24 protein-coding genes and 3 pseudogenes are annotated in these 25,705 nt (G+C 61.5%); 8 read left to right on the top strand and 19 right to left on the bottom strand.

What is annotated here, in order from left to right:
- Positions 1-1,864, bottom strand: a pseudogene (tkt, locus tag D0550_RS33265) (transketolase); the annotation flags it as partial.
- A gap of 262 nt (positions 1,865-2,126) precedes the next feature.
- Here tkt and D0550_RS33270 point away from each other — a divergent pair.
- The gene (locus D0550_RS33270; protein WP_116813507.1) at positions 2,127-2,798 is read left to right on the top strand and encodes an HD domain-containing protein; all 672 of its coding nucleotides are present in this window, start codon (positions 2,127-2,129) and stop codon (positions 2,796-2,798) included.
- A 29-nt stretch (positions 2,799-2,827) separates the two neighbouring features.
- On the opposite strand, the gene D0550_RS33275 is transcribed toward D0550_RS33270, so the two are convergent.
- From D0550_RS33275 to D0550_RS33285, 3 genes are read right to left on the bottom strand one after another with little or no spacing between them, the layout of a single operon-like run.
- Positions 2,828-3,232, bottom strand: a complete 405-nt coding sequence (locus tag D0550_RS33275; RefSeq protein ID WP_116813485.1) for a response regulator — start codon at positions 3,230-3,232, stop codon at positions 2,828-2,830.
- Positions 3,233-3,252: 20 nt separating this feature from the next.
- The gene (locus D0550_RS33280) at positions 3,253-3,786 is read right to left on the bottom strand and encodes a cytochrome P460 family protein (RefSeq protein WP_116813486.1); all 534 of its coding nucleotides are present in this window, start codon (positions 3,784-3,786) and stop codon (positions 3,253-3,255) included.
- Positions 3,787-3,820: 34 nt separating this feature from the next.
- The gene (locus D0550_RS33285) at positions 3,821-4,651 is read right to left on the bottom strand and encodes an alpha/beta fold hydrolase (protein ID WP_161966206.1); all 831 of its coding nucleotides are present in this window, start codon (positions 4,649-4,651) and stop codon (positions 3,821-3,823) included.
- Positions 4,652-4,801: 150 nt separating this feature from the next.
- On the opposite strand from D0550_RS33285, the gene D0550_RS33290 reads away from it, so the two are divergent.
- Both D0550_RS33290 and D0550_RS33295 read left to right on the top strand, forming a co-directional pair.
- On the top strand, positions 4,802-5,392 hold the full coding sequence (locus D0550_RS33290) for a VOC family protein (RefSeq protein ID WP_116813508.1): 591 nt from the start codon (positions 4,802-4,804) through the stop codon (positions 5,390-5,392).
- A gap of 24 nt (positions 5,393-5,416) precedes the next feature.
- Entirely contained in the window at positions 5,417-6,166 is a 750-nt protein-coding gene (locus D0550_RS33295) for an SDR family oxidoreductase (RefSeq protein WP_116813488.1), read from the top strand.
- Positions 6,167-6,195: 29 nt separating this feature from the next.
- Here D0550_RS33295 and D0550_RS33300 read toward each other — a convergent pair whose 3' ends face one another.
- From D0550_RS33300 to D0550_RS33310, 3 genes and pseudogenes are all read right to left on the bottom strand, one after another.
- The gene (locus D0550_RS33300; RefSeq protein ID WP_116813489.1) at positions 6,196-7,404 is read right to left on the bottom strand and encodes an ATP-binding protein; all 1,209 of its coding nucleotides are present in this window, start codon (positions 7,402-7,404) and stop codon (positions 6,196-6,198) included.
- A gap of 8 nt (positions 7,405-7,412) precedes the next feature.
- Entirely contained in the window at positions 7,413-8,051 is a 639-nt protein-coding gene (locus D0550_RS33305) for a response regulator transcription factor (protein WP_116813490.1), read from the bottom strand.
- A gap of 590 nt (positions 8,052-8,641) precedes the next feature.
- Positions 8,642-9,568 (bottom strand): annotated as a pseudogene (locus tag D0550_RS33310) (alpha/beta fold hydrolase); the annotation flags it as partial.
- Between D0550_RS33310 and D0550_RS33315 the strand changes: the two are divergent.
- Positions 9,559-10,581, top strand: a complete 1,023-nt coding sequence (locus D0550_RS33315) for a LysR family transcriptional regulator (protein WP_206606708.1) — start codon at positions 9,559-9,561, stop codon at positions 10,579-10,581. The pseudogene D0550_RS33310 and the gene D0550_RS33315 sit on opposite strands and share 10 nt — an antisense overlap.
- 212 nt (positions 10,582-10,793) lie before the next feature.
- Here the strand turns inward: D0550_RS33315 and D0550_RS33320 are convergent, their stop codons facing one another.
- Positions 10,794-11,114 carry a hypothetical protein gene (locus D0550_RS33320; protein WP_153067467.1) on the bottom strand — a complete coding sequence of 107 codons (321 nt, stop codon included), beginning with the start codon at positions 11,112-11,114 and terminating at the stop codon, positions 10,794-10,796.
- Positions 11,115-11,283: 169 nt separating this feature from the next.
- Here D0550_RS33320 and D0550_RS33325 point away from each other — a divergent pair, with 169 nt between their 5' ends.
- The 3 genes from D0550_RS33325 to D0550_RS33335 all read left to right on the top strand — a co-directional run bounded on the left by D0550_RS33325 (position 11,284) and on the right by D0550_RS33335 (position 12,637).
- Entirely contained in the window at positions 11,284-11,646 is a 363-nt protein-coding gene (locus D0550_RS33325) for an ArsR/SmtB family transcription factor (protein WP_116813494.1), read from the top strand.
- Positions 11,647-11,656: 10 nt separating this feature from the next.
- Positions 11,657-12,142 (top strand): SRPBCC family protein, encoded by a 486-nt coding sequence (locus tag D0550_RS33330; RefSeq protein ID WP_206606709.1) that lies wholly within the window; start codon positions 11,657-11,659, stop codon positions 12,140-12,142.
- Positions 12,143-12,445: 303 nt separating this feature from the next.
- Positions 12,446-12,637 carry a hypothetical protein gene (locus tag D0550_RS33335; protein WP_116813496.1) on the top strand — a complete coding sequence of 64 codons (192 nt, stop codon included), beginning with the start codon at positions 12,446-12,448 and terminating at the stop codon, positions 12,635-12,637.
- Positions 12,638-12,648: 11 nt separating this feature from the next.
- On the opposite strand, the gene D0550_RS33340 is transcribed toward D0550_RS33335, so the two are convergent.
- The 8 genes from D0550_RS33340 to D0550_RS33375 form a co-directional block, all read right to left on the bottom strand.
- Positions 12,649-14,643: an outer membrane protein assembly factor BamB family protein gene (locus D0550_RS33340; protein WP_153067468.1), complete on the bottom strand. Its 1,995-nt coding sequence runs from the start codon at positions 14,641-14,643 to the stop codon at positions 12,649-12,651.
- A gap of 150 nt (positions 14,644-14,793) precedes the next feature.
- A complete protein-coding gene (gene bluB / locus D0550_RS33345; RefSeq protein WP_116813498.1) occupies positions 14,794-15,459 on the bottom strand; it encodes a 5,6-dimethylbenzimidazole synthase in 666 nt (221 codons plus the stop codon).
- A gap of 133 nt (positions 15,460-15,592) precedes the next feature.
- Positions 15,593-16,126 (bottom strand): GNAT family N-acetyltransferase, encoded by a 534-nt coding sequence (locus D0550_RS33350; protein WP_116813499.1) that lies wholly within the window; start codon positions 16,124-16,126, stop codon positions 15,593-15,595.
- Positions 16,127-16,195: 69 nt separating this feature from the next.
- Complete coding sequence (locus tag D0550_RS33355) at positions 16,196-17,206, bottom strand: alpha/beta fold hydrolase (RefSeq protein WP_116813500.1); 1,011 nt, start codon at positions 17,204-17,206, stop codon at positions 16,196-16,198.
- Between the two features lie 14 nt (positions 17,207-17,220).
- The gene (locus D0550_RS33360) at positions 17,221-18,156 is read right to left on the bottom strand and encodes a universal stress protein (RefSeq protein ID WP_116813501.1); all 936 of its coding nucleotides are present in this window, start codon (positions 18,154-18,156) and stop codon (positions 17,221-17,223) included.
- A gap of 161 nt (positions 18,157-18,317) precedes the next feature.
- Positions 18,318-18,752: a c-type cytochrome gene (locus tag D0550_RS33365; RefSeq protein WP_116813502.1), complete on the bottom strand. Its 435-nt coding sequence runs from the start codon at positions 18,750-18,752 to the stop codon at positions 18,318-18,320.
- A 30-nt stretch (positions 18,753-18,782) separates the two neighbouring features.
- Positions 18,783-19,352: a phosphate propanoyltransferase gene (pduL, locus tag D0550_RS33370; protein WP_116813503.1), complete on the bottom strand. Its 570-nt coding sequence runs from the start codon at positions 19,350-19,352 to the stop codon at positions 18,783-18,785.
- A gap of 1 nt (position 19,353) precedes the next feature.
- Entirely contained in the window at positions 19,354-19,806 is a 453-nt protein-coding gene (locus D0550_RS33375) for a CBS domain-containing protein (protein WP_116813504.1), read from the bottom strand.
- Between the two features lie 311 nt (positions 19,807-20,117).
- On the opposite strand from D0550_RS33375, the gene D0550_RS33380 reads away from it, so the two are divergent.
- Positions 20,118-21,194 carry an NAD(P)-dependent alcohol dehydrogenase gene (locus D0550_RS33380; RefSeq protein WP_116813505.1) on the top strand — a complete coding sequence of 359 codons (1,077 nt, stop codon included), beginning with the start codon at positions 20,118-20,120 and terminating at the stop codon, positions 21,192-21,194.
- 11 nt (positions 21,195-21,205) lie between these two features.
- Here the strand turns inward: D0550_RS33380 and D0550_RS37045 are convergent.
- The 3 genes and pseudogenes from D0550_RS37045 to D0550_RS33395 form a co-directional block, all read right to left on the bottom strand.
- Positions 21,206-21,334 (bottom strand): annotated as a pseudogene (locus D0550_RS37045) (universal stress protein); the annotation flags it as partial.
- Between the two features lie 76 nt (positions 21,335-21,410).
- Positions 21,411-23,711, bottom strand: coding sequence for a heavy metal translocating P-type ATPase (locus D0550_RS33390; protein WP_206606711.1), 2,301 nt, complete (start codon positions 23,709-23,711; stop codon positions 21,411-21,413).
- 365 nt (positions 23,712-24,076) lie between these two features.
- On the bottom strand, positions 24,077-25,369 hold the full coding sequence (locus D0550_RS33395) for an amidohydrolase family protein (protein ID WP_116813506.1): 1,293 nt from the start codon (positions 25,367-25,369) through the stop codon (positions 24,077-24,079).
- Between the last annotated feature and the right edge of the window lie 336 nt (positions 25,370-25,705).

A 25,705-nucleotide genomic window follows, 5' to 3' on the forward strand; every position in this document is an offset into this window, starting at 1 on the left:
AATCTCTGGCGGCAGCACTTCGGCTTGTAGGTCTCATCCTGCAGCTCGAAAAGCTCCCAACTCGGCATGGAAACAACCCGCACCTTGATGCTTCTGTGGCGAGATCCTTGGCGGCTTGAAGGCACAGGCTCACCTCGCTGCCGGTACCGATCAGAATGACTTCGGGTTTGCCCTGCGGCGGATCCGACAGGACATAGGCTCCGCGCGCCACCCCGCTTGCCGACGCAAGCTGGCTGCGGTCGAGTGTGGGCAGCGGCTGCCGCGACAGCACCAAGCAGGCTGGCTGATGCTTCAGTGGCATGATGACCCGCCACCCTTCTGCGACCTCGTTGGCATCGCACGGGCGCAAAGTGAGCAATCCGGGAATGGCTCTGAGCGAGGCGAGTTGCTCGACCGGCTGGTGTGTCGGCCCGTCCTCGCCAACGCCGATCGAGTCGTGGGTGAAGATATAAATGACCGGAACTTCCATCAGCGCAGACAAGCGAATGGCCGCTCGCATGTAATCGGAGAAGATCAGGAAGCCGGAGCCGAACGGTCGAATCTTCGACAGCGCCAGACCGTTGCATACGGCACCCATTGCATGCTCACGGACGCCGAAGTGGAAGTTGCGCCCAGCATACTGCTCCGCCTCGAAGTCGCCGCTGCCCTCGAACGTCAGCCGCGTCTTGGTAGAGGGAGCGAGGTCGGCCGAACCGCCGATGAGCCAAGGGACGTGGGTCGCAACCAAATTTTCAATCTTCGCGGAGCTGTCGCGGCTGGCAATGCCATTCTGGTCCGGGGGAAAGGTCGGGATGGCTGCATCCCATCCCTTGGGCAGCTCCCGACGCTGCATCTGCTCGAGTGCTTCGGCGAGTTCGGCATGATCCTGGCGATAGCGCTCGATCATGGCCTCCCAATCAGCCCTGAGGCTCGCGCCGCGCGCACCGATTCCCTTGCGGAAGTGCTCATACACGCCATCGGGCACAAGGAACTGCGCATCCTCGGGCCAGCCGTAGCCGCGTTTGACGAGTCGCACCTCGTCCGCACCCAGCGGCTCGCCGTGAGCGGCCGCCGTATCCTGTAGATGGGGCGAGCCATAACCGATATGGCTTTCAATCAGGATGAACGTCGGCTGGCCTCGAGCCTCGCGGAAACGATTGATCGCCGCGCCAATCTCGGTGGTGTTATTAGCATCACGCACACGGATCACTCGCCAGCCGTAGGCGAGAAAACGCGCCTCGACGTCCTCGGTGAAAGCAAGTTGGGTCGAGCCTTCGATCGAGATACGGTTGCTGTCGTATATCCAGCAGAGATGCTCGAGCTTGAGATGCCCGGCCAATGAGGCCGCCTCGCTCGAAATTCCTTCCATCATGCAGCCGTCGCCTGCCAGCGCGTAGATGTCGTAGTCAAAAACGGGATAACTGGGCCGATTGAAATGCCGAGCCAGCCATTCACGGGCAATGGCCATGCCGACGCTCATGGCGACGCCTTGCCCCAACGGACCGGTGGTCGCCTCGACGCCGGAGGTCAGGTGATATTCGGGATGTCCCGGACACTTGCTGCCAAGCTGGCGGAAGTTCTTGATGTCCTCGAGGGTGACTGTCGGCCGGTCGAGCTGCTCGTACTCGGCATCCACAGCCTTGACCTCGGCCAGATGCAATAGGGAATAAAGCAGCATCGAGGCATGGCCAGCGGACAAGATGAAACGGTCGCGGTCCGGCCAGATCGGATCGCCGGGGTCGAACCTCAGGTACTTCTGCCACAATGTGTAGGCCGTCGGGGCCATGCCCATCGGCGTTCCCGGATGTCCTGACTTCGCCTTCTGCACGGCATCTATCGCGAGCGTCCGCATGGTGTTGATGCTGAGCTGATCGAGATCCGCCATATGTGATACCCCTGACGGCTGAACGAGATTGGTCGGGCTGTTGACACGTCTCAGAAATGGGAATGTTCCCGTACTTCTATTTCTGACCACGCATAACGTCACCAGTGCATCCGGCAATGCTCTGGTCGCAGGCGAACGCCTGTGCAACGAAGCTATTCGTTGCACAGCGCTGCCGATCCTCGTTCCAGGAACAGTCGACGTCGACGATCAGTTTCAGAGGTGTTGGCGCACGCTCGTCGCAGCTGCCGCTGAGGATCTCGACATGACCTCGCTCAACTCCTCTACGCCTCGCGCCTCTGCAACGCGTCAGCTCGCAGGTATCGTAGTACCCAATACGTCGATCGTCGCTCGCGCCATCGAATACGCGCGCGAGCACTGCGAGCCTTATCTGTTCAATCACTCCATGCGATCGTGGCTCTTCGCTGTGGCGGTCGCGCATGTGAAAGAATCGCCCCACGATCCGGAAGTGCTCGCCGTCTCAACGGTGCTGCACGACATCGGTCTGGCCAGAGCATTCAACGGCCCGCTGCGATTCGAAGTTGAAGGGGCCAATGCAGCCAGAGCGTTCGCGCGCTCACAGGGCATGGCCGAGAGCCGTGCGCAGCTCATCTGGGACGGCGTCGCACTCAACTCAACACCTTCCATCGCCTTGTACAAGGAGAACGACGTCGCCCTGTGTACGATGGGCATCGGCGTCGACTGGGGCGGCTGGGGCATGGAGATGCTGACCGCAACACAGGTGGCCGCAATCGTCGAGGCATTTCCACGGCTGGAGATGAAGCAGCGGTTTACACGCGACGTGTGCAAGATCGTCGAATCGCGCCCGGATACCACTTACGACAACTTCTCGCGCGACTTCGGCGAGCGGTTCGTACCAGGCTATACGCGACCGTCGACAGTGGACGCTCTGCTGAACGCGCCCTTCGAGGAATGAATGCAGCAGCCGAGATGCTGTAGCCACGCTCAGCTACGGACCAACGCCTTATCGAGCGCCGCTAGCAATTGCTGTTCGCCGAATGGTTTGAACAAGCATTCCACGGCGCCCCGCCCGATGAGCTCTTGACGAATCGTTTGATCGCCACGCCCGGTGATAAAGACAATCGGAATCGAGTAGCCGCGACGCTTCAGCTCGCGCTGCAGTTCCCTTCCCGTCATGCCAGGCATGGCGATATCCAGCAGCAAGCATCGGGTCGTCGCAACGTGGCTCGATATCAGAAACTCGTTTGCCGAGGCGAATGCACGCGCCGCAAACCCGAGTTCCTGCAACAGGTCCGGCAGCGACTCGCGCACCGATTCATCGTCATCGACCACGACGATGGATGCCCGCGTCACCTCCGGGGATTCAGCAACCTGCTCGAGGGCGGTCATACAAAAGTAGGTGAGACTGTTCAACGCTGCTGGTAAGGGTGGAAAACGTAGTCCTTGGCTTTGACGGCTTGGTGGCACGTGTGTCCGCAGTCCGCGGGGCTGCCGGCATCGGGACTGAACGAGTCCGAGCTCGGGTCGTAGTTGAACACGGCATAACCCCACCCGCCGCTGCTCGGAAATCGCTTGCTGTCCTTCTCCATGACGAAGTTCTGGGAAAATACAGCCGGCACCTCCACGACGAACGGCGCCTCGGTGCTCTTCTGATGTTTCCATTGCAGCTTGGCGATCTTCGAGCCATCCGGGAACGGCTGGCCGTTGCCCGGTATGCCGGACTCGAACGCCTTGATGATGGTGGGATTGCCGACGATGACCTTGAGAATATCGTCGGTGCGCGCCGAGGAGATCACCGCCCAATCCTCGTATCCCTTGAAGTCGGAGTACGCGATGCCGCCCGGCGATTTCAGTGAATACTTGTCCTGCGCGTAAGCGAGCGTGCCGCCCAGGACCAACGCGGTCGTGGCAATTCCAATCGTCAGCTTGTCATTGCGCTTCATCGGTCGATCCTGCCCTGGTCATGCTCTGGAAAATTCAGGTGCCAGCCCACCAGTCGGTCAGCAAGGCCGCGTATCTATCGGAGGCGTCCTCCCAGACGAAGTGCCCAGAGTCGATGATCTCGAGTTTGCTGTGGGGCAATCGCTGATGGAGAAACTCCGCGTTCGCTGGCGGCACGACAGGATCTTTCGCGCCGTTGAAGATCAGCACCGGCGTCTGGATGGTCGGCAGCAGCTCGGCAAGCATCGGCAACTGTTCCGGGTACGTGCGCACATAACGCATCGAGTCGGCGAACCGCTCGCCTTCGTAGGAAGACAAGTAATCCTCGCGCGCGGTATCGGTCAGTTTGTATCGTTCCAGAGTGCCGATAGCTGCGGCCACGATCCGGCGGCCGTCGATCTTGCGATACGGATCGAGACTCGGTGCCTCCACCCACTCCTTCAGCGGATCGCCGAGTTGCAGCGGAACTGCCGTGCCGCCAGTACCGACCGCGAGACTGCGGAACCGGCCCGGGGACATCGCGGCAGCGAACAGCGCAGCCGCCGTTCCGACGTCAGGACCAACGACATGCGGTCGTTTCAGGCCAAATGCATCCGCGGCTCGAACGATGAATTCGCCCATCGATTTCGGTGACATCGCCGAATCGCGCCCTTGCGATTGCCCGAAGCCCGGCAGATCGATCGCAACCAGGTGCATGTGCTCAGCCAATCGATTCCACGTCGATTCGTACGCATAAATGCTCTCCGGCCACGGGCTCAGCAACAGCGCATGATCGTCGCGCGGTTCGCTCTCGGCGTATCGGATCGACAAACCATCGATGGTGCGAACCTGCGGTCGGATCGATTGCCCCTGCGAGATGGTGCTCACGGCGGGAACCCTCCATGAATGACATGTCGCCCAGAGTAGAGCCGAGCCCACCGATCGCCATCACACCATCGTGTTATCGACCCCTCCCGGGAGCCTCTGCTGTGATCCTGCCTGCGTCGGCCTTACCCAAAGGAGATCGAGATGAACAGTATGAGGCTTGAAGTTGTAGTCATTCCGGTCGCGGACGCCGAACGCTCCAAGCGCTTTTACACCAGCCTGGGCTGGCGGCTCGATGCAGATTTCGCGATAGAAGGCGCCTTTCGCGTCGTGCAGTTCACGCCCCCGGGCTCGGAGTGCTCGATCCATTTCGGTGTAGGTGTCACATCGGCAGCGCCCGGCTCGGCACGCCTCTACCTCGTCGTCCCTGACGTCGTGGCCACGCGCGAGGAGCTCATCGCGCGCAACGTGCGGGTCAGTGACGTAGTACATCGGCTCGGCCCCGGAAAAGCAGAGCTGGCTGGACCGCATCCGCAGCGACAGAGTTACGCTTCGTTCGCGTCGTTCAGCGATCCGGATGGCAACGCTTGGATCATGCAGGAGATCACACTGCGATTGCCCGGTCGCGTAGCGACAACTAACGCCACATTTACGTCGTCTGGCGACCTCGAAGCCGCGCTGCGAAGAGCCGAGGTTGCTCATGGGGAGCACGAGAAGCGCACCGGTGCGCGAGATGAGGAGTGGCCGCGCTGGTATGCCGAGTACATGCTCAGCGAGCAGACCGGCAAGCCCCTGCCAACGTAACCGGTACCCAAGTAGGAGCAAACCATGGCAACCGCAAACATCGCAGACAAAGTCGTAGTCATCACGGGCGCCAGCAGCGGCATCGGCGAAAGCACTGCACGCTTACTCGCCGGCCAGGGCGCAAAAGTCGTACTTGGGGCAAGGCGCATGGAGCGCATCGACGCTCTCGTCGCGGACATCCGCCGCGGGGGCGGCAGCGCGACTGGCTTCAAGACCGATGTGACCCATCGCGACCAGGTCGAAGCGCTGATTGCCGGCACGATGAGCGAGCACGGTCGCGTCGACGTCATCGTCAACAATTCGGGAATCATGCCGATTGCCCCGATGACGGCTCGCAAGGTCGAAGAGTGGGATCAGATGATCGACGTCAACATCAAGGGCTTGTTATATGGCGTCGCCGCGGTGTTGCCGATCATGCAGCGGCAGAAACAGGGACACATCATCAACACCGCTTCGGTGCTGGGTTTCAAAGTCTTCGCACCCGGCGGCACTGTCTACAGCGCCACCAAATTCGCCGTACGCGCGATCACCGAGGGCCTGCGCATCGAGTTGAAGGCGGATAACATTCGCACGACCATGATCTCGCCCGGCGTGGTCGCAACCGAGCTCCCCGAAGGCAGCTCCGATGAGGGTACCCGCAAGTTTCTTCGCGACTTCTACAAGATCGCGGTCCCGGTCGACGCGATCTCACAAGCTATTGCGTATGCAATCGCGCAGCCCGCCGCGGTGGACGTGAACGAAATCGTGATCCGGCCCACGGCTCAGGAGTTCTGACGACTACGGCGTCATTACAGCGGGCGCGATCACACGATGGTTTGGGTCGGAATCGTAAACGAGAAGCTCGCGCCCGGCGCTCCGAAGTTTGGCTCCGCCCACAAGCGCCCATGATGACTCTCGATGATCGAACGACTTACGAATAGCCCGATGCCCATGCCACCGCTCTTGGTGGTGAAGAACGCTTCGAACAGCGAGTCGGGCCCCTGCGAAGGCAGTCCGGTCCCCGTGTCACGGACGGTCAACCGGACACACTCGCCCCGCTGCCATTCGGTTTTGACACGCAGTTCTCGCGGCCGGTCTTGGATCTCCTCCATCGCGTCGGCGGCATTGGTCAGCAGATTCAGGATCACTTGCTGCAGTTGGATCCTGTCGCCTGTGACAGCCGGCAAATCGTCGGCAAGTTCTTGTTGAACGATGACGCGGTTTCTCTGCAGGTGGTCCGAAGACAACGCGATCATCTCGCACGCGGCGTCGTTCAGATCCAGCGGCTCGAGCGTCAGATCCCGCTTGCTGAAAAGCGCACGCAATCGCGCAATCACGGCGGCGGCGCGATTGCCGTCTCGAAGGGTGCGCCGGACGGTTTCACGTGCGCCGTCGATATCTGGAGGGCTGCTGTCTAGCTTCAGCAGACACGTACTCGCGTTGGTGATGATGCCCGACAGCGGTTGGTTGACCTCATGCGCGATAGATGCGGTGAGCGCGCTCAGGGCCGCCACTCTCGAAGCACGCGCGAACTCGGCACCTGCCCTGTTGAGTGCATCCTGAGCGCATTTTCGCTCGGCCTGGTCGCGATACAAGCGTCCGTTCTCGACAATTTGCTCGAGCAACGCGCCCATATCTATGTAGATGCGCGCGGCAGTGATCTGCCGTCGCGACCGGTCGTACTCGTAGACACCGCAGCCCGGCACCTCGATGCGAGCATCGGTGGCCGCGTGCCCCTCGAACGGACCCTTGTGTCGGGCTTCGAAGCTCCATTCGACGACCACAACGTCTTGCCCGAAGATCCAGTTCTTGACGATGTGGCGGTTGCCGGGGAACCCGGTAATGAACGGTCGAACGAACTGCTCGCGCACGGCCGATCGGCCCTGCAGGAAGACACCGGGAATCTGCACCGTCACGTCCTCCGCGTAGTAGGACATGATGCGATCCTCGTCAGTGCCCTGCCACGCGTCGAAATACTCGTCAATGAACGATTCGATATCGGCGGGAGAGCCAGGTGCAGTTGACGCCGCCATCGCAGTACTCAGCGCTTGCCTCCCGTAGCAAAACCCAGGCGTGCCGCCATGTTCACTAGCTCAGCGAACGACGGAGCCGCCATCTTTCGCATCACCTGCCCGCGATGAATCTTCACGGTAATCTCGCTGATTCCCAGCTCGAAGCCGACTTGTTTGTTCAGCTGTCCGCGCACGATCAGCGTCATCACCTGTCGCTCACGAGCGGTCAAGGAGTCGTAGCGGCCGCGCAGCCCATGGAGATCCGCTTCCTGCGCCAGCGACGCGCGACTGCGCTCGATCGCGCCGTCGATTGCACCTAGTAACACGTCCGGACCGAACGGCTTGGTCAGGAACTCGACCGCGCCGGCTTTCATGGCCTGAACCGTCATCGGAATGTCGCCGTGCCCGGTGATAAAAATAATCGGTAGCTCAGATCGGCCCGCAATCCGCTGTTGAAGCTCCAGGCCGTTGAGCTTCGGCAAGCTCACGTCCAGCACCAGACAGCCCGGCCCGGCCTCACGCTGCCGGGCCATGAACTCTTCGGCGGAGGCGAATACTTCGGGCCGCCATCCTGCCTGAGCAATGAGTCCTTCGAGCGATTCGCGCACCGAGACGTCGTCATCGACGACGAATACCGTAGGACCAGCAACCGGTGTTGCGCTCGACATGAAGGGAGCCCCTCGGGAACTCGGGCCAGGATCGTCGGCCGCGGCAGTGCCGGAATGTCCCTCGCCGGCGTGGGCTCAACGGTCGTCGCAGGGATCAGCCTAGAGATCCGGGCATCGGCGGCTTATCCGCATTAAATGCAAGGATCCATGTCCATCGCCACACGTCCAGCGTCGGCGCGGCACCAACATCATTCCTTGACGTACTGGGTATCAGTTGGCCCCTCTCCAGTGATGTACACGATAGCAGGCACGTCGCCCGTGAATGCGAAATGCGCGATGCCCGCAGGCTCGGTGTAGAAACCGCCGGGCCCAAGCGTGGTGGTCGCAGCATCGCTGGCACGCTCGCCGTAGCCGAAATGCCACTCGCCCGACACGACGATTGCGTTCCGGTTGTCGCGATGGCTATGCGCCGCGATATGCGTACGAGGTGGCACACGAATTTCAAACGCGTATGGGCCGGGTCCATTCGGATCGCCCGAAAGCACCGTCGTTTGCACACCGCTGAGCCCGGATGTGCCCACCCCTCCTTCACCTCGAGCCATTTCATCAACCTGAGCCTTGGTGAGGCGTGTTTGCCGCAATGGTGCGTTCGAATCACTCTGCAAGAACCCGCGAATTGCCGCGATTGTCGGCGCGGGTTGCTCCTCCATGAGCCAATGGCCGGACTCGGCGATGACAACTTGATGCACATCATCCGCCGCGAACCGCATGACGAATGCCATGGTGGGACCAAATGAATGGTCCCCGCCCACCGCCAGCACCGGCATTTGCAAACGCCCACGCGTCAGGAAGTTGCGATTGTCGATTGCGTCCTGGTCGAAGGCGGCAAATTGGGCAAAGCCCGCGTGCATACGTCCGGTGCGAGCGTATAGAGAGGCATAGTGAGATCGTGCGGCTTCGGTAAAACGTGCTGGGTTCGCCGAGAACTCGTTCCAGAAGCGATCGAGATAGATACGTTCCCGCCCTGCGACGAGGCGCTCCATGTCAGGGCCACCGAAGCGGAAATGCCAGAGCAGCGGGTTCTTCAGGATCTCCTCCCATGGCCCGACGCCGGGCACCGGCGCATCCATCATCACGAGGCGCGTCGTGCGGTCTGGATGTGAGGCGGCGAAAGCAAACGCCACCATGTTGCCGATGTCGTGAGCGACAACATCCGCTTGGCGAATCTGCAGCGCATCGAGCACGCCGGCCATGTCCTCGGCCTGATTCCTCTTGGTGAAACCATCAGCCGCGACAGCTGACAGTCCCATGCCTCGCAGATCCGGCACGATTACCGTGTGATCGAGCATGAGCTGCGCGGCAAGCGGTACCCACATGTCGCCCGTATCGCCATATCCATGGAGCATCAGGACGGCCGGTCCCGAGCCGCCCACTCGCACATGGAGCTTCGTGCCATTCGTCGCGATTTCCTGCGTACGAAAGCCGGCCGGGTATTCGAAGGTCTGAGCCTCCGCAGCAAGTCCCATGCAAACCGACAACGATGCGACAGCGCTCAGCAAGAGGTTTCGTGTGCTCATTTTCACTCATCCAGCCACAAACGCGTGAAATCAGTATGCTTAAAGATGACGGGCATGAGCAGGTCGAAAACGTCGAACCAACCTTCCGGAGATTCCGAACGATGAAGCTCGATGGAATCGCAGCCTTTATCGCTGTGGTCGAGGCCGGCTCAATCAACGAAGCGGCGCGTCGGTTGCGCCTGTCCAAATCCGCCGTCAGCGAGCGGCTCACCGAATTGGAACGGGCGCTCGGCGCCAATCTCATACAACGCAACAGCCGACAGCTCGCTCTGACGGAGGATGGCCTGGCTTTCCTGCAGCGCGCGAAACGGATTGTTGCGGAGGCGGATGCGGCCGCCGCGGAGCTCGCACATCGGCGTGGCGAAATCGCCGGACCGCTGCGAATTTCAGCCCCACGAGGCTTCGGCGACACGCATCTCGGGCCCGCCCTCTACACGTTCATGGAGCGGTACCCAGAAGTCTCAGTCACTGCCGACTACGATGACCGGATCGGCGATGCGGCCGGCGGCTATGATGCAGCCATTCGAATTGCTCAGGGCGAAATGCCGAAGCTTGTCACGCAGACATTGACTGTCAGCCGACGCACGCTGGTGGCGTCACCAACCTACCTCGCTCACTTCGGACGACCGCGCACAATCGAGGACCTCCCGCAGCATCGAGCCATCCACTACATGGAACGCAATCCGGACGACTGGAGCTTCAAGAGCGGGAATGACTTGCTGGTCGCGCGCGTCGTCCCGCGGCTTCGAATCACGTCCTGCCTGGCAATGCGCGACGCTGCGATCGCCGGTCTAGGGATAGCGTCGTTGCCGACCTTTCACAGCCATCAGGCGATCCGGTCAGGTGCGCTCGAAGTCATCGACATTGGGGCGGACCCCGATGTCACGCCGATCACGATCGCCTACCAGAACGATACTCGTCCGTCCGCAAAGCTCACCGCGCTGATCGAACATCTGAAACGTGCGTTCGGCAATCCGCCCTATTGGGACGAGGATTTGCCGTTTGAGCGCTGACTCCGACCCGCGATTGCCGAGATCACGCGACTAGATGTTGCCCGCCGTCGATATCGTAGGTCCTATCAGAGCACGCCGGCTCGTCGCGCCCCGCCTCTATAAAAATCTCTATAAAAATCGTTTCGTCCGTCGGCCATTTCAGAGGCCAGATCGAAATTTTTGCGCAGGACAGGGATTCCCGCGCTTCCTTGCTACTTTCAGACAACGACAGGCTACTCCGGACGCTGGAGCACCGTATTCGAAAAGCTCTCATCCATCTGCACAAAGAATGGGAGCTTCATGCTGCCGTCTCCAACCAAGATTCGCACCAGAATGCGACCTTCGCAGCGCGAGGCGCGGCTGACCTCCCATTGCCTGCTCCGCACACCCGACTCAGCGCTGAACACCCCGAGCGCCGCCTTACGGCCGAGTTCATTCGCTTTATCATCGAGGCGATCGCAGTCTGCAAGCGCCTCATCATTGCTATAGGTCACAGTACGAGGCGGCGAATCGGCCTTGCAGGCAGCCACCAGCACAACCACCGACAACGCCAAGCCTATTTGTACACGCATCTGTAGTACTTGATCATGTTCTTTTGCGTTTGGATGCAATGATCTACGATCGCCGGATCACGCTGTTCTATACCAAACGCCCGCAGCTTTGTTGTGACTTGTCGCTCCAGGACGCTTGCATCCAGCCGCCCGTCTCCCCATACTGAACCACATGGTTCAGCATTCACCAACCCACTTCAACGCCTCCTTCGCCGCGCTCGCGGACGCTACCCGGCGCGGCGTTCTCGAGCAGCTTGCGCGCGGCAACGCTTCGATCACCGAGCTTGCCGACAAATTCGACATGTCCCTCACCGGCATGAAGAAACACGTCGGCGTGCTCGAACAGGCCGGGCTCGTCACGACCGAAAAGGTCGGCCGCGTACGCAACTGCAAGATCGGCCCCTGCCGGCTCGAAGAGGAGATTGAGTGGATGTCGCAATACCGCCGGCTCTGGGACGCCCGCTTCGAAGCGCTAGACCGCGTGATCGAGCAGCTCAAGTCTCGTGACAAACCCAATGTCCGCAAGAAAAGATAGTGAGGCCCGCATGAATCGCACGACCGTTGAGCGCAAGTCCGATCGCGAAGTCGTCGTCATCCGCACGTTCGACGCGCCCGCGCGCCTCGTCTTCGAGGCGTGGGCGAAACCCGAGCTGTTCAAGCAATGGTGGGTGCCGCGGTCGATGGGCATGACGCTGCGCTCGTGCGAGCTGGACGTGCGCACCGGCGGCAAATACCGCCTCGTGTTCGGTGACGACCCCGCAAACGTGATGGCCTTCTTCGGCAAGTACCTCGACGTGGTACCGAACCAGCGCATCGTCTGGACGAATGAGGAAAGCGGCGCCGACGGTTCCATCACTACCGTCACCTTCGAAGAGAAGAACGGCAAGACGACGCTCGTGATGAGCGAGCTCTACCCGACGAAGGAAGCGCTCGACGCCGCCGGCACCGGCGCGCAAGAAGCCACGAAAGAGACGTTCGGGCAGCTCGATGAGCTGCTCGCCTCGCTCGCCGATACTGCCGCACGATCGTGACGTTATCGACACCCACCTCGATCAGGCTGGCCGACCGGGTTCCACGGAAGCGACAAGACAGGCCATTGGCGATTTAGTCCGCCGGCCTTTGCGAGGAACTTCACGCAATTTGCGATCTTGAAGACCCGGCCGCCTCACGCGTGAGCTGGAACACGTCGACAGGTCGCTGCCAGCAATATTGTATGCAGTGAGCGCGCGACCGGTACGGCATCACATTTCTGCGCGTGATGTTGAATCGACAATGGAAAAACGTCCCAGTCCGTCTTACATTGTCGTTACAACAAGACGAGCCAGGGAGATGCAGTGAAGCAGGCGCTCTATTCTTCCGTGCTGACGGAACGCCCCACCAATGAGACGCGCCCGTTCGGCGACACCGCGATGGTACTTGGAGCAATCTTCGCACTGGTCATTTTTATTCTGATCGCGATGTGGGTCACGGACTGGTTGACGGAGCCACAGTCGCGCGAGGAACGGTCCGAGTCGCACGAACGATAAGCGCGTGGCACTTAGTTGGATGATCTCGGTGCGAACGCCAGCAACACGTTGCCTGGCATCTGTCCGAACAGGCCGTAGCCGGAGCTCACCAGAAGATAGCCGTTCGCAGCGACGATGGCCGCGTTATCTATGGAGCCGCCCCGCCCCTCCACTGCGTTGACGCTCTTGAACGTGCGCGCTGTATCGAATGCGAACAACACCTTGCCCGTACGCGCATCGAAAGCGCGTACCATTCCGTCAACACCGCCTTGAACGACAGCACCATCGATGACCACGGGTGCAGCGGAAAGCCCCATGCTTCCGGCGCAAGCTCGAATGCGCGTAGCTCGATCACCGCTGCAATTCGCTTCGGACGTGTAAGACCACAGCACTTCGCCCGTTTCCACTCCAATCGCGTGCAGACCAGGCTGTTGCGTGGCATCGGCACCGCGCACCGCACCGTAAGGCCAATTGATAGGCGCGAACACGCGCTCCCCATCGGTCGCAATTCCCCAATGGATGCCTCCAAGCGGTGAGCCCTGGCCGAAATCCCGCCGCCACACCACCTTGCCGCGGTGGTCGGGATCCAGCGCCCAGAGCGTGCCTGACTTCTGACCGGCCAGCACAATGTCCGATCCGTTCGCACGCCGCGCGAGGATCACCGAGGCACCGAAATCTACATCCCTGAACACGCCCTGCCTCGGGCAGTTCGGTCCGTTGCGATCGGACTCGCAACCGGTGAGGAAGATGTCGTTGGCAGTCGCCTGAAAACTCCAACGGATCGAGCCGTCGTCGAGGTCGATGGCGAGAATGGCATCGGTGGTCGGCGCGGCGGGCTCCGATGTTGCTTCACCGGTGCCGACGTACAGCACGCGGCGCTTCGCATCGATTGCGGGTGACGTCCAGATCGGCGCTCCCGAGGGACCCCACAGCATTTTGCCGTCGCCGCGATCACGCACGGGCCGTGCCTCTTCCATCGTGTGTGCGGTCCAGATATTCGCTCCGGTGCGTGCATCGAGCGCGGTCACCGCGCCGTGCGTCTTACAGCACTCGTGATCCCGATCCGCGCCATTCGTGATCTCGTACTGTGAGATCGGTACGTACACCCGATCACCGTACAAGACCGGTGTGCCGGTCGTCAGCGACAGCGAATACAGCCCCACGTGCTTCAACCAGATACGCTCACCCGTCGCAGCATCCACCATGTGAATGTTCGCTCCGATGTCGCCGAACACCACGACCTTGCGCCTGGCACCGGGCAACTCGCCGAACGCCACACTGCTACGCAATGGCAGGTTGTGCCGATACACCCATCTCAGACAGGGTGGGCCGGCGATATCGATCGCGAACAGCTGCGAGGTCTCGGCGACGGCTAGAAACACGGTCGTGCCGATGACCGCGGGCTGCGACCGCATGGTCGTTGCCTTCGGAAATGCCATGACCCACGCGAGTTCGAGCTTACGGAAATCCGCGGTCGCAAGACCTGCCTGCGCCGCGCTCAAGCGGCGATGATTGCGCGCATCGAAGCCGAAACCCGCAACAGTGGGCGAAGCGCCCAAATTCATGCGACCGCGTTCCGGCGCGCAAGCCATCGTAGCGCTCCAATCGTCACGCACCGCCTCCGGCCCGGTGAGAAAATCGAGCAGCCTCGCGCGTTCTTGCGACGTGAGCCGCGATGCCTGCGCTTGCATTCGCCCCTGCGTGAGTGCGTGGTCGATGGTGTCTCGTCGCATCGCCTTGAGCGAGTCGAGTCCCGGAGCGCGGCTCGCCGCCGGGTGATCGTGGCAAACCGCGCAGGCGTTCTCGTAAATTGCTTTTCCGGGGTGCTCCGTGGGCGGCGGAGCCGCCGCAGCTATCTTGAACGGAGCCGCGTCTATCGGGTTCCCATGCGCGAATTGCAATTGAGCGCTCGTCGCCAGCGCGAAGGCGAAGCAAGCAGCGAGCCTCGACGCGAAAGGCCTGCGCACAAGCGCGCCGGCAGCCTTCAGAGCCGCGTGGCAGTTGGACATATCGCTCGATCCATCCATGAGAACGTCTTGATCGCGGGAACGGCTTTCATCAGTGGTTCGCGCAGCGCGGCCGCGCACCGTGACGATGACTTGGATGCCGGGAGCGCCAGGACGGTTTATATGGATGCTGCACGATCGAGGATGGAATCCTGTCGGCCGCTCAGATCGTCAGCTGGCGGGCGTTTCATTCCATCGATTCTCGAACACGAACTCCTGCAGTTGCCGGCCGGCAGTCCAGCCTTCCAGCTCGAGCATGGGCGCAGGGTAGAATGCATCCACATGCCCGAGACATAGAATCGCCACGGGTTTCGCGCCCGCTGGCATATCGAGCAGTCGCGCCAGCGCCTCGGGTTCGAACAAAGAGACCCACCCCATGCCCAAGCCTTCGGCGCGCGCCGCCAGCCACAAGTTCTGAATGGCGCAGGCGACCGACGCTAGATCCATCTCCGGAAGCGTGCGACGTCCAAAGATGTGCCGCTCGCGACCATCGGCGAGCGCAGCGACCAGGACCTCGCCGCATTCGAGCACACCCTGAACTTTCAAGCGCATGAACTCATCGCTGCGCTCGCCGAGCGCGGCCGCTGTCGCCGCCCGCTCACGTTCGACGAGCTCATGAATTCTCACGCGCAGGCCGCGGTCTCCAATTCGTATCAGACGCCAGGGCTGCATCAGCCCCACGCTCGGCGCTCGGTGCGCCGCCTGCAGAAGACGCCATAGCGTGCGCTCGTCGATCGGCTCGCTAGTGAAATGACGCATGTCGCGGCGTTCGGCGATGGCGCGATAGACCGCCTCGCGCTCCGCATCGCTGAACCGATATCTGTCCGAGTGGCTCACAAACTTACTCTACGTGTCGAAGCGATTGAGAGATCGATGCTCGCCCGAGACCTGAGCATCGAACGCCCACCAATACTGTCAGCTCCAAACACGTAGCGTAGCCTAATGGCCACCCGGCTCGACATTGATCTGCTCAGAAAGGTTGACAACCTGACAGGCGCTTATAGAAGAAGGCCGTGTCGCAGGGCGCACCGTCCGGCATCAGGGCAAAGCCCGGCACCCGACCAACTTCATTCCACCCCATTCGTCGATAGAGATGATAGGCGGTCATCTCAGGTACGGTATCGAGGACGAGCAGCGTCTTTCCTAGCGCCTGCGCTCTTGTTTCGACACTCTGCATGAGGAGCTTGCCGAATCCACGACCACGCATGGAGCTATGGACGAGCACTTTGGACACCTCCGCTCGATGCGGTTGGTTCTCCGGAAGCCCTGTGACGAGGATGGTAGTTCCAACCCAACGGCCCTCCGCCGTCAGCGCCAGAAGCTCGCATCGACCATCGCGGACTTGCTGGGCCACACCCGACCAAAACGCCTCCGCCTTCTGCCTCGACATTGGCGCCATGAAACTCACAGACGCGCCGTTATCCACGCAGTCGACCAGGATCTCTGCGAGTTCGCTCCGTCGTGCCTCGATCTCCTCCGCTCCGGCAATCCCGACTCGCGACATCACGCCTCCTGAAAATTCGGCTCGTCAATGACAGCGACCGGGACACTCTAACCGACGCGTCGGTTACCTTCAAAGCCGATAATCGCCGCCTGCGCGCGAGCACTTTGCCTCCTGCCTCTCGTGCGCGAACGAAGCCACTGTCTCTAGCAGAGCGTCCTGATGCCCGACCCAAAGATGGCCACCGTGATCATAATGAACAAACCTGGCACCAGGGATGTGCTCAGCGGTGTACTGCGCGCCGGCGTACATTCCATATAAATCGTCGCGAAGTGCGATGACGAGCGTCGGTACACGTACTTCTTCGAGCGCATACCGAGTGAGGGAAGCTGCGACACGAGCATCGTTCTTCAGCCCTGCCGCACGCTGACTGAGCGGAAAGACGCTGCGCAGGACTTCATCGATCCGCGCCTGCTCGCTGCGGTCGGCCGCTTTCACCAGCGACGGTGGCGTGCCCAGAATCGTTTCGATAACTGCACCGCGCGCAACGCGTAGTGCCATCCAGTAAACCGCGTCCGACATGACGAGCCAACGAAGCATCAGCTCAGCTATGCGCGCTGGTCTGTGGACGGAACGCAGCACGTTCCCCGGCGCCCACGTCAGCGGCACCAACAGCACCAGTGCCCGACAGCGCTGCGGATGACGAATCGCAAACTGCAATGCCGATGGCGCACCGGCGGAAGCACCGATGACCGTCGTCTCACGAATCTGCAGACTGTCGAGCAAACTTGCATGCGCGTCTGCTTGCGCCTGCGCCGAGGCATCTTCCGGCAAGGGCGTGCGCAAATAGCCGAATCGCGACATGGCCGTCACCCTGAAACCTCGATCGACCAGACCGCGCGCGAACAGCAATCCTTGATCGAAACCTCCCCCTGCCCCATGCACGATCAATAGCGGATCGCCATCGCCCTGCTGAGCGTATTCAATTCGCCCACTGGCGGTGTCTGCCACCGCACTGCCGGTGACGACGCGTAGTTGCGCGCCCCGCAGCTCGTGTTGAAAACGTCGATACCCGACGCCGGTCAACACACCGAGAGCTGCCGCAGCGGCTCCAGCAATTGCGTAGGTTTTGCGTGCGGACATGGCTAGCTGCCGCCTTACAACACCACCAACTCCGCGAAATTCGGACTCTTCACGACCAGCATGTCGCACGGCAAGTATTCGAGCACGTCTTCCGCCGTGCTTCCGATCAGCATTCGCTTCAAACCCCGGCGCGAGATGGCTCCCATCGCCATGATGTCGATCTCACAGTCGCGCGCGACGCGACACAAGGTTTCGCGGACGCCACCGGTCTCCAGATGAATGGTTGGCGCCGCCATTCGATAGTCGGACGTGAGCGCCGTCAGTTCCTTGAGTTTGCTGGTGCGTTCCTCTTCCAGCGCTTCGGGCGGAATGTCCACCACGAGCGGCGGCACAGTGACTGTGGCTGCGGCGATCATCGTGGCCGGGATGTAAGTATGAATGGCGTGGACCTCGCCTCCGAGTGCCTGGGCAAATCGAGTTGCCTCGTCCAGAATGCAGCGATCGAGCAATCTCGGCTTGTCGTCTACGTGTCCCGGATCGAGTGCCGCGCCGATACGATGTGCCGCGGACCAAGTCGTCTCTTTGACCAACAGCAGCGGCACCGGGCAACCGCGAATCAGCTCCCAATCGGTGTTCGTCAAAAGCGTGCGCTGGGCGAGCGTATGATGATGAGTGTCCTTGATCACCAGACCCGCGCAGGTATGTTCGACTCGATCCAGCAGCGCCGTGTGCAGCGGATCTGCGGACGACACTTCCGTCATTACATCGAGCCCTGTTTCGCGCAACGGCTCGGCAATGGACTCGAGCCACGGTCCCAGTTGTTCCAGCGGCGCCCGCGGCGACTGGCGCAGATGTCGCGCAAGGCGGATATTTCTCGCTGCCTCAGTATCGCAAATGAACAGATCCAGCCGTGCCGAAAGCTTCTGCGCCAGGAGAGCCCCTTTGGCGACGGCTGGTTGCTGTTGAGCCGTTGGATCGACGATCACCAGAATGTTTTGGATCGGGTTCATGATCCTGCCTCGGTAGATGACGCGACCTGTCGTGGAGTCTCATCCCCCGCGAACCAGCGTGGGTACCGGTGGTTTCCCGTAACCTACTCGCACAACCCCAGAGTCAACTCGCATAGGGCCAGGGATCGGCCATGGCCACCATCGAGGTCTGCCACGGCCGCCTATTCATCGCTCCTCCGCGGGTTCTCGGTACTAGGCTTCTGCAAGAGCCAGACGTAATCCGCCAGCCGCTGGATGATCAGTCGTGTACCACGCTCAGCATCGGGGTTGCCGAGCTGCAATCGGTTGAGATCTTCGCCCCACACCGGCATCGTGCGATCGCCGTGCGCACCGATGACGTAACGGCCGTCGATGATCCTCTCGATCCGGTCGCGTGGATACGATCCCCCCGCGCGAAGCGCGATGAGCGTCAGATCCGGCACTTCCACCTTGAAGGAGCTGGCAACCGGCCCGTCGCCATGACCTGTGGCACCGTGACAGCTGGAGCAAAAGCGCAAGTAGAGTTCTTTACCCGACATGGCGACATAGTCGGCGGCGCTCACAGTTGCGTGCCAACTCAGTAGAGTCATCGTGCAGATGAGCGACGCGGTACGCATGGGTTGCTCCAACTCTTCTTGCCACCGGCACTAGCGGACCAGCTCTGCGTAGCTGCCGTCGGTGACGCCTGCGGCATTCGCTTCATCGGTATCCAAATGCAGCTCCAGGCGGAAATCCGGTGCGACACGAACGACGATGTCGCCGAAGGTCAGATCGCGCTGGTCACTATCGATCTTGACGCTCACGATCTGTCCATCGCGCAATCCAAGCCGCTGCGCATCCCCCGGGTCCATATGAATGTGACGGCGAGCCGTAATCAAACCGTTCGACAATGTCACGGCACCGCTTGGCCCGATGACCTGCAGCCCGGGCGTGTTTTCTACGTCCCCCGAAACCCGCAGCGGCGCAGCGATGCCCAGCGTGTACTCGTCGCTACGTGACAGCTCGACCTGATCCTGCTGGCGCGGCGGCCCCATCAGCCGCACATGATCTATTCGACCGTGCGGCCCGATGAGGCTGACCGTCTCCTGCGCCGAGAACTGTCCAGTTTGCGACAGCCAGTTGCGCACGTGCAGTTCGAATCGATCGCCAAACAGCTGCCGTAGTGTCGCCTGACTCAGATGAGCATGCCGGGCCGAGACCGCAATCGGTATCCTCATCTCACCCGGCCCGAGCACGTCGCTCTACTCGTTGCTCGTGCTTGATGGAACCGGTGATGTCGCACATGAATGTCGTAATGATGTCGAGCGCATCGTCCGTGGCGATGACACCCGTCAACGCGCCGCGAATGTCGACCACAGGTACGCGGCGGACACCGGCCAGGCGCATGGCCTCCAGCAAGTCGCTCAGGTCCTCGTTCTCGTTCGCAAGGACTGGTGTCCGGGTCATGACATCGTCGACCTTGAGGCTCTCCGGATCGACCTGCGTCGCCATGACTTCGACAACGAGGTCGCGATCTGTCAGTACGCCAATGGGACGGCGCAAATCATCGCCCAACTGATACACGATCAGAAATCCCACGTGATGCTCCCGCATCAGCCGTGCCGCAGCCCTGATTCCTTCGCTATTGGCAATCGAGATGGCACCGCGTCGGCAAACTTCGCTGATCTTCATGACACCCTCCAGAATTCGTCCCGAGCTCCCGTGAGGCCGCTCGATGCAGTGTCGATCCACGCGCCTGAGGCAACCATGCGGGGATGGCCGTAGCCGTTACGTGTCGTCGGCTCAGCCTTGCAGCTCCGGTGCCGGCGCTTTGTTCTCCATTGGGATGTTTGAGATCGATGGCGCTCGCGCCCGCGGTGACACTACGGGCGCGCGCCTTTAGGGAGATATGGCAATCGATCGAGGAATCCACTGAGATCGCCAAGCGAAGTTGCCGGAACACAATCGAGCGATACAACGACCGTCCGCTGAGGAACTGTGCCATGCCGCGATTGATGAAAGCCGCCGTGTTCGTCGAGCCAGGCCGGATTGTCCTCGACGAGCGGCCGATTCCCGACATCGGGCCGTTGGATGCCCTGGTGCGCATCACGACCACCACCATCTGCGGCACCGACGTGCACATCATGAAAGGCGAGTATCCGGTTCAACCCGGACTGATCATCGGCCATGAGCCCGTCGGCGTGATCGAGAAACTCGGCGCCGCGGTGCAAGGCTATCGCGAGGGACAAAGAGTCATCGCCGGCGCCATCACACCGAGTGGTCACAGCAATGCGTGTCTGGCCGGTGTCGGTGCCCAGGACGGCGCGGGCACAGCACATGGATGGAAGCCTATTGGCGGCTGGAAATTCGGCAACACTATCGACGGTTGTCAGGCGGAGTATGTGCGAGTCCCCGACGCTATGGCCAACCTGGCACCAGTGCCCGACGGACTCACCGACGAGGAAGTGCTGATGTGTCCCGATATCATGTCGACCGGCTTCGGCGGCGCGCAGCGAGGCCGCATACAGATCGGCGATACCGTGGCAGTGTTCGCACAAGGCCCTATTGGCTTATGCGCAACGCTCGGTGCCAGACTGATGGGCGCGACCACCATCATCGGCGTGGAGACGGTCGAGGCGCGGGCGCGGGTGGCGCAACAGCTTGGTGCGGATCACATCGTGGACTTCCGGAAGGAAGATCCGGTCGATGCAATCATGAAACTCACTCGAGGACGTGGCGTGGACGTCGCCATCGAAGCGCTCGGTACGCAAGCGACGTTCGAGGCCGCACTGCGCGCACTGCGGCCAGGCGGGACGCTGTCCAGCCTGGGAGTCTACTCCAGGGATTTGAGCATCCCCCTGGGCGCCTTCGCCGCCGGCCTCGGCGACCACACGATCGCCACCACGCTGTGTCCCGGCGGCAAGGAACGAATGCGCCGCCTGATGGCGGTGATCGCTTCCGGGCGCGCAGATCTCAAACCATTGGTGACTCACCGATTCAAGCTCGATCAGATCGAGCAGGCATATGATCTGTTCGCGAACCAGCGCGACGGCGTGCTGAAGGTTGCGATCACACCGTAGTGGAGCGCGGATCAGTCCGCAGTTCGCGCCCGTACCAACAACACCGGCATCGGCGCCGAGCGTACGACCAGCTCCGCGTCGCTGCCCATTGCCAGCCGCGACATACCCCGGCGGCCATGCGTTCCCATCACGATGAGATCCTGCGTGTCCAGGAAATGGAATCGGTTGCGGCGTTTCTGCAAGGACAGAATTGAGGGGCCGGTGATCGCTCGAGATTCACGCTCGGGCATCCAACATGCTGTATAGCTCATCCTCCTGCGCGAAGTGAAACACCAGGATTGCGTGCAAGCCGTAGAGCACGCGCCGCAGGTCTCGAAGGTCCTCTCGCGCCGGCCCCTCTGACGGAAGTTGGGCGACCAGACGCGCGAAGAGTCTCGTCAATCGACGAATCTCGTGGTGAGTCTGAATGAGCGCACCCGTCGGGTCCTCACCCTTCAGCATCCTCTCGATGATGGGATAGGCTGTCGACTGCTCTTCACGTTCATGGGGGAGCAATTCTTTCTCCAGCATGTCGCGCAGACACTCGAGTTGTACTCTCGCTTCAGGCCCCGGTAGTCCGTCGAGCCGCGAAGCCAGCGTAGCCAACTCGCCCACATGAGGCTTGAGGGCTCGGTGCGCAGACGCCAACTCATTCGCAAGGCGCTTGGTGTCGACTCCGTGGGGCGCAGTCGGCCGTGGCCCGCGCAGTGCGCGTAGCGCGTTGAGTATGACCAGGATGTCGATCGCCTCCTGCAAAAGAGCACCAGCAACAGGGGTAATGTATCCAGCTGCGGCGAAACCCATTGCCAGCAGTGACAGACTCATCCCCACCAGCACACTCTGGAGCGCGATGCGCCGCGTTCGGTGCGCAATCTCGACTGCAAGCACCAGGCTTTGCAAACGGTCTGATGTCAGGACGACATCTGCGGCCTCAGAGGCCGCTGTCGCGCCGCGTGCTCCCATCGCAATTCCGACATCCGCGAGCGCCAGCGCTGGCGCGTCGTTGACGCCATCGCCGACCATTGCCGAGGATCCCTCTTCTCGCAGTAAACGAACAACTTCGACCTTCTCTTCCGGGGCGCGCTCGGCGAACACTCGATCAACCCCCAAGACATCGCCCACGAGCTCGGCCACGTCGGGATGATCTCCCGTCACCATGTGGATGCGCTGAATGCCAGCACGCCGCAGAGATCGTAGCACCCGCGGAGCGTCCGGCCTGATCGCGTCTTGCACGAGCAAGACTCCCACCAGTACTCCATCTCTGGAAACGAAGACGCTCGAGGAACCTTCGACAGCGGTACGCAGCTCGACCGAGCGAAGCTCCGCAATGTTCGTCGGCCCGGACACCACGAAGCCGAGCTGTCCCACTGCGACTCGATGCCCGTCCACTTCACCAGCGATACCACTCCCCATCTGCTCGCGCACATTGTTGGGGAAACCCGGCTCAACGCCTCGACTTCGAGCCTCAGCCACAATTGCCGGCGCGAATGGGTGAACGGAAACCTGCTCGAGAGAGGCTGCATCGCGCACCACCTCGTCCGAAGACCTCGTACCAAATGTCTCCACTGCGATGACTTCGGGCCGCGATACGGTGACCGTCCCTGTCTTGTCCAACAACAGCACGCGCACGCGGGCGAGCGCCTCCAGCGGACCGCCACCCTTCACAATGATTCCCTCTCTTGCCGCTCGCGAGACGCCTGCAATGATCGCTGCCGGGGCGGCGAGGATCAGCGGACACGGCGTAGCGACCACCAGCACCGCCAGTACGCGCATGGAATTTCCTTCGAGCGCCCAAGCCAGACCAGCCAGCACCAACGTGAGCACGACAAAGCCCAGTGCGTAGCGGTCGGCGAGCCGAACGAACGGGGCCTTCGATCGCTCGGCCGCCCCCACGAGGCGGATGATTCCGGCATAGGTGCTTTCGGCAGCGCTCGCCGTCGCGCGCACCTCGAATGGGGCGCCTGCGTTGGTGCCTCCACTGCGCACGGACGTGCCGGCTTCGAGCTTGACCGGCTTGGATTCACCGGTGAGTGCCGACTCATCGACCACTGCGTCTGCCGAGCCGATGATGCCGTCTACAGGGATGACTTCTCCTGGTTTCACCAGAAGAACGTCGCCGAGCGTCACCGCCTCGACCTCAACATCAACAATCTCCGCACCCACCCGGCGGTGCGCGATACGCGGCGCACGCTGGATCAACGCACTGAGTTCTCTTCGGGCTCTTGCAACGGCATAGCGTTCGAGCGCTCCCCCGCCGGTGAGCATGAGAGCAATGATCGCGCCCGCGAGGTATTGCCGAAGCAACAGCGCGCCCGTCATGGCGAGGATGGCAATGACGTCGACCCGCACCTCGCCGCAAATGAGAATTCGGCCGCTGGATATGACAGTGGCGGCGAGAACCAGCACCGTCACTGCAGTAAAGAACTGATTGCCGAGATCTGCCGCGCCGCTCAGGTGAGCAGTTCCACCTGCAGCCAGGCCCAGCAACGCTCCTGCCAGGAGTGCGTAATCGCGCAGCCATGCCCTGGGATGTTTCACTCCGCTGCCTTGCGGGGCTGCCGGGTTGTCATCTCAGTGTCCTCATCATTGGGATCGCAGGAAGAATTCTCTGCAGCCTGCTGCGTGCAAGCTTATGCCCGAGGCGCACGGTCCGATGTAGGTCATCGACGACGATTGCTACAAGACTCCGATCCTTACTTTGTCTTGCAACGCGGCTATCGAAATTCGAGATGGGAAGCGAGCGCCCTCCGACGGGCGCTCGCCAGGGTCGCTCCGACACGCCTTGTCAGGTCGACCTTCACAACAGCTTGCCGGTCAACATCACACTCCAAGCCCGATGCCTCCCTCGATCGCGGAGGCCTCGGCTCATCAAGCGAGCGAAGCGAATGTTGCTAGCGCGGCGCTCAGCTCTCGCGCTTGGCAGCTGCCGCCGGCTTTTCAGTGCGACTGACCTGATCGCCGCTCAGATACACCGACGAGATCCGACGAGTGTTCTTGATATCCTCGAGCGGGTTCGCCTCGAGCACCACGAAGTCGGCCCGCTTGCCGGCCTCGATCGTGCCAGTGTCGCTCAATCCAACGACCGCCGCCGAATTGCGAGTTGCCGCCACGAGTGCGTCGGCAGGCGACAAACCGGCAACCACCGTATCTTCCAGTTCAACGTGGGGGGCCCACGGCGTGTTGCCGTCAGTGCCGAGGGCAATCGTCACACCCTCGCGCGCGAGCCGAGCAAGATTGCGAGCTTGAATACCGAAGGCAGCCTGCGCCTTGGGATCATCCTTCGCGCTCTCCTGCAACTTCCCCAGCTCCTCGGCGGACACCGAAGAGGCAAGCCAGCTCACATCGGTGGCCACGCCGCGGTTCGGCAGGTTCGGAATGAGCACGACGTTGGGTCTCGCCTTGATCAGCGACACGAACTCCTCGTCGATGTCTCGGTCGCGAACGCCGTGCGCAAAGATATCGATGCCTGCGCGCAGCAGCTCCTTGGCATCGTCGAGCGCGAAAATGTGCGCGGCGACTTTGAGGCCCCGCTGATGAGCCTCGTCGATGACGGCACGATACAGCGCGGGGCTCAGTTTCTGGAACTTGCCGTCGCGATCGTCGACCCAGATCTTCACGATCTCGACCTTCCGATCCGCCTCGGTGCGAACGGCCTGGCGCGCAGCCTCCTCGGTCGTCACCCAATGAACTTCACGTCGTCCCGGTTCGGGCGCAGTGATACCCAAGCCCGCCGATCGATAGCGGGCAGCATTCGGCAGGACCTCCTCTCGGATCTCCAGCGGTGTGCTCGCATCATCGCTGCCCAGACTCAAGGCCGCGCCGATACCGTAGTACGCGCGTCGCTCCAAATCGACGATCAACTCATCTCTCGTGGTGCTCAGGTGCGTATGAGCGTCGATGATCGCGGGGATCACCGTCTTTCCAGAGAGGTCCACGCGCTGAGCCCCCGCGGGCAGCGGCACCTCGCCGGCTGCTCCGACAGTAACGAATCGACCGTTCTCGACCAGGAATGCCGCATTCTCGATTGACGCACCACTGCCCGTGATGAGGCGCCCGCCTTCGAACAGCACGGCACTGGATTGCACTGGCGCTGCGGGCTCGGAAGATTTGCCGCAGCCAGCGATTGCAATCAGCGCGATCCACCACGGCACCCCCGCGAAGCCGCGCCGTAAATGCTTATTGATTTGTCTCTTCATTGTGATCTCCGCGTGGACTTGGTTGTTCGACCGGTGGCTTATACCCCGGATGGGCCCCTGAATCAGTCGCTAGCCGGTCACAACGAGCCTACCATCCGAGCGCACCCGCCAGCCACCGATCCATCGAGAGCGCAGTGACCCCAAGGCGGCTGCTGCAAACAATTCAATTTGCAGGCTCAACACTCCGTCTCACATCGATGTCACACCTCGGTCACAGCGAGGCACTGACGACTGATGGCTACTGTTCGTTAGAGAACATCTCAGAGTCACGCGCTGTCCTGTTCGATTCACTTTGTTGGATCTGCACGGCCTGTCTCTTATACACATCTCCGAGCC

Source organism: Steroidobacter cummioxidans, assembly GCF_003104955.1.

What these genes read in the sequence shown, in the direction of transcription:
- D0550_RS33395 (WP_116813506.1), bottom strand. Translation starts at nt 25,369, where the DNA reads ATGAAGAGACAAATCAATAAGCATTTACGGCGCGGCTTCGCGGGGGTG.
- D0550_RS33350 (WP_116813499.1), bottom strand. Translation starts at nt 16,126, where the DNA reads ATGTCGCGAGTCGGGATTGCCGGAGCGGAGGAGATCGAGGCACGACGG.
- D0550_RS33340 (WP_153067468.1), bottom strand. Translation starts at nt 14,643, where the DNA reads ATGGATGGATCGAGCGATATGTCCAACTGCCACGCGGCTCTGAAGGCT.
- D0550_RS33280 (WP_116813486.1), bottom strand. Translation starts at nt 3,786, where the DNA reads ATGAAGCGCAATGACAAGCTGACGATTGGAATTGCCACGACCGCGTTG.
- pduL (WP_116813503.1), bottom strand. Translation starts at nt 19,352, where the DNA reads ATGAGGATACCGATTGCGGTCTCGGCCCGGCATGCTCATCTGAGTCAG.
- D0550_RS33365 (WP_116813502.1), bottom strand. Translation starts at nt 18,752, where the DNA reads ATGCGTACCGCGTCGCTCATCTGCACGATGACTCTACTGAGTTGGCAC.
- D0550_RS33325 (WP_116813494.1), top strand. Translation starts at nt 11,284, where the DNA reads ATGGTTCAGCATTCACCAACCCACTTCAACGCCTCCTTCGCCGCGCTC.
- D0550_RS33305 (WP_116813490.1), bottom strand. Translation starts at nt 8,051, where the DNA reads ATGTCGAGCGCAACACCGGTTGCTGGTCCTACGGTATTCGTCGTCGAT.
- D0550_RS33270 (WP_116813507.1), top strand. Translation starts at nt 2,127, where the DNA reads ATGACCTCGCTCAACTCCTCTACGCCTCGCGCCTCTGCAACGCGTCAG.
- D0550_RS33295 (WP_116813488.1), top strand. Translation starts at nt 5,417, where the DNA reads ATGGCAACCGCAAACATCGCAGACAAAGTCGTAGTCATCACGGGCGCC.
- D0550_RS33380 (WP_116813505.1), top strand. Translation starts at nt 20,118, where the DNA reads ATGCCGCGATTGATGAAAGCCGCCGTGTTCGTCGAGCCAGGCCGGATT.
- D0550_RS33300 (WP_116813489.1), bottom strand. Translation starts at nt 7,404, where the DNA reads ATGGCGGCGTCAACTGCACCTGGCTCTCCCGCCGATATCGAATCGTTC.
- D0550_RS33330 (WP_206606709.1), top strand. Translation starts at nt 11,657, where the DNA reads ATGAATCGCACGACCGTTGAGCGCAAGTCCGATCGCGAAGTCGTCGTC.
- D0550_RS33360 (WP_116813501.1), bottom strand. Translation starts at nt 18,156, where the DNA reads ATGAACCCGATCCAAAACATTCTGGTGATCGTCGATCCAACGGCTCAA.
- D0550_RS33355 (WP_116813500.1), bottom strand. Translation starts at nt 17,206, where the DNA reads ATGTCCGCACGCAAAACCTACGCAATTGCTGGAGCCGCTGCGGCAGCT.
- D0550_RS33375 (WP_116813504.1), bottom strand. Translation starts at nt 19,806, where the DNA reads ATGAAGATCAGCGAAGTTTGCCGACGCGGTGCCATCTCGATTGCCAAT.
- D0550_RS33275 (WP_116813485.1), bottom strand. Translation starts at nt 3,232, where the DNA reads ATGACCGCCCTCGAGCAGGTTGCTGAATCCCCGGAGGTGACGCGGGCA.
- D0550_RS33290 (WP_116813508.1), top strand. Translation starts at nt 4,802, where the DNA reads ATGAGGCTTGAAGTTGTAGTCATTCCGGTCGCGGACGCCGAACGCTCC.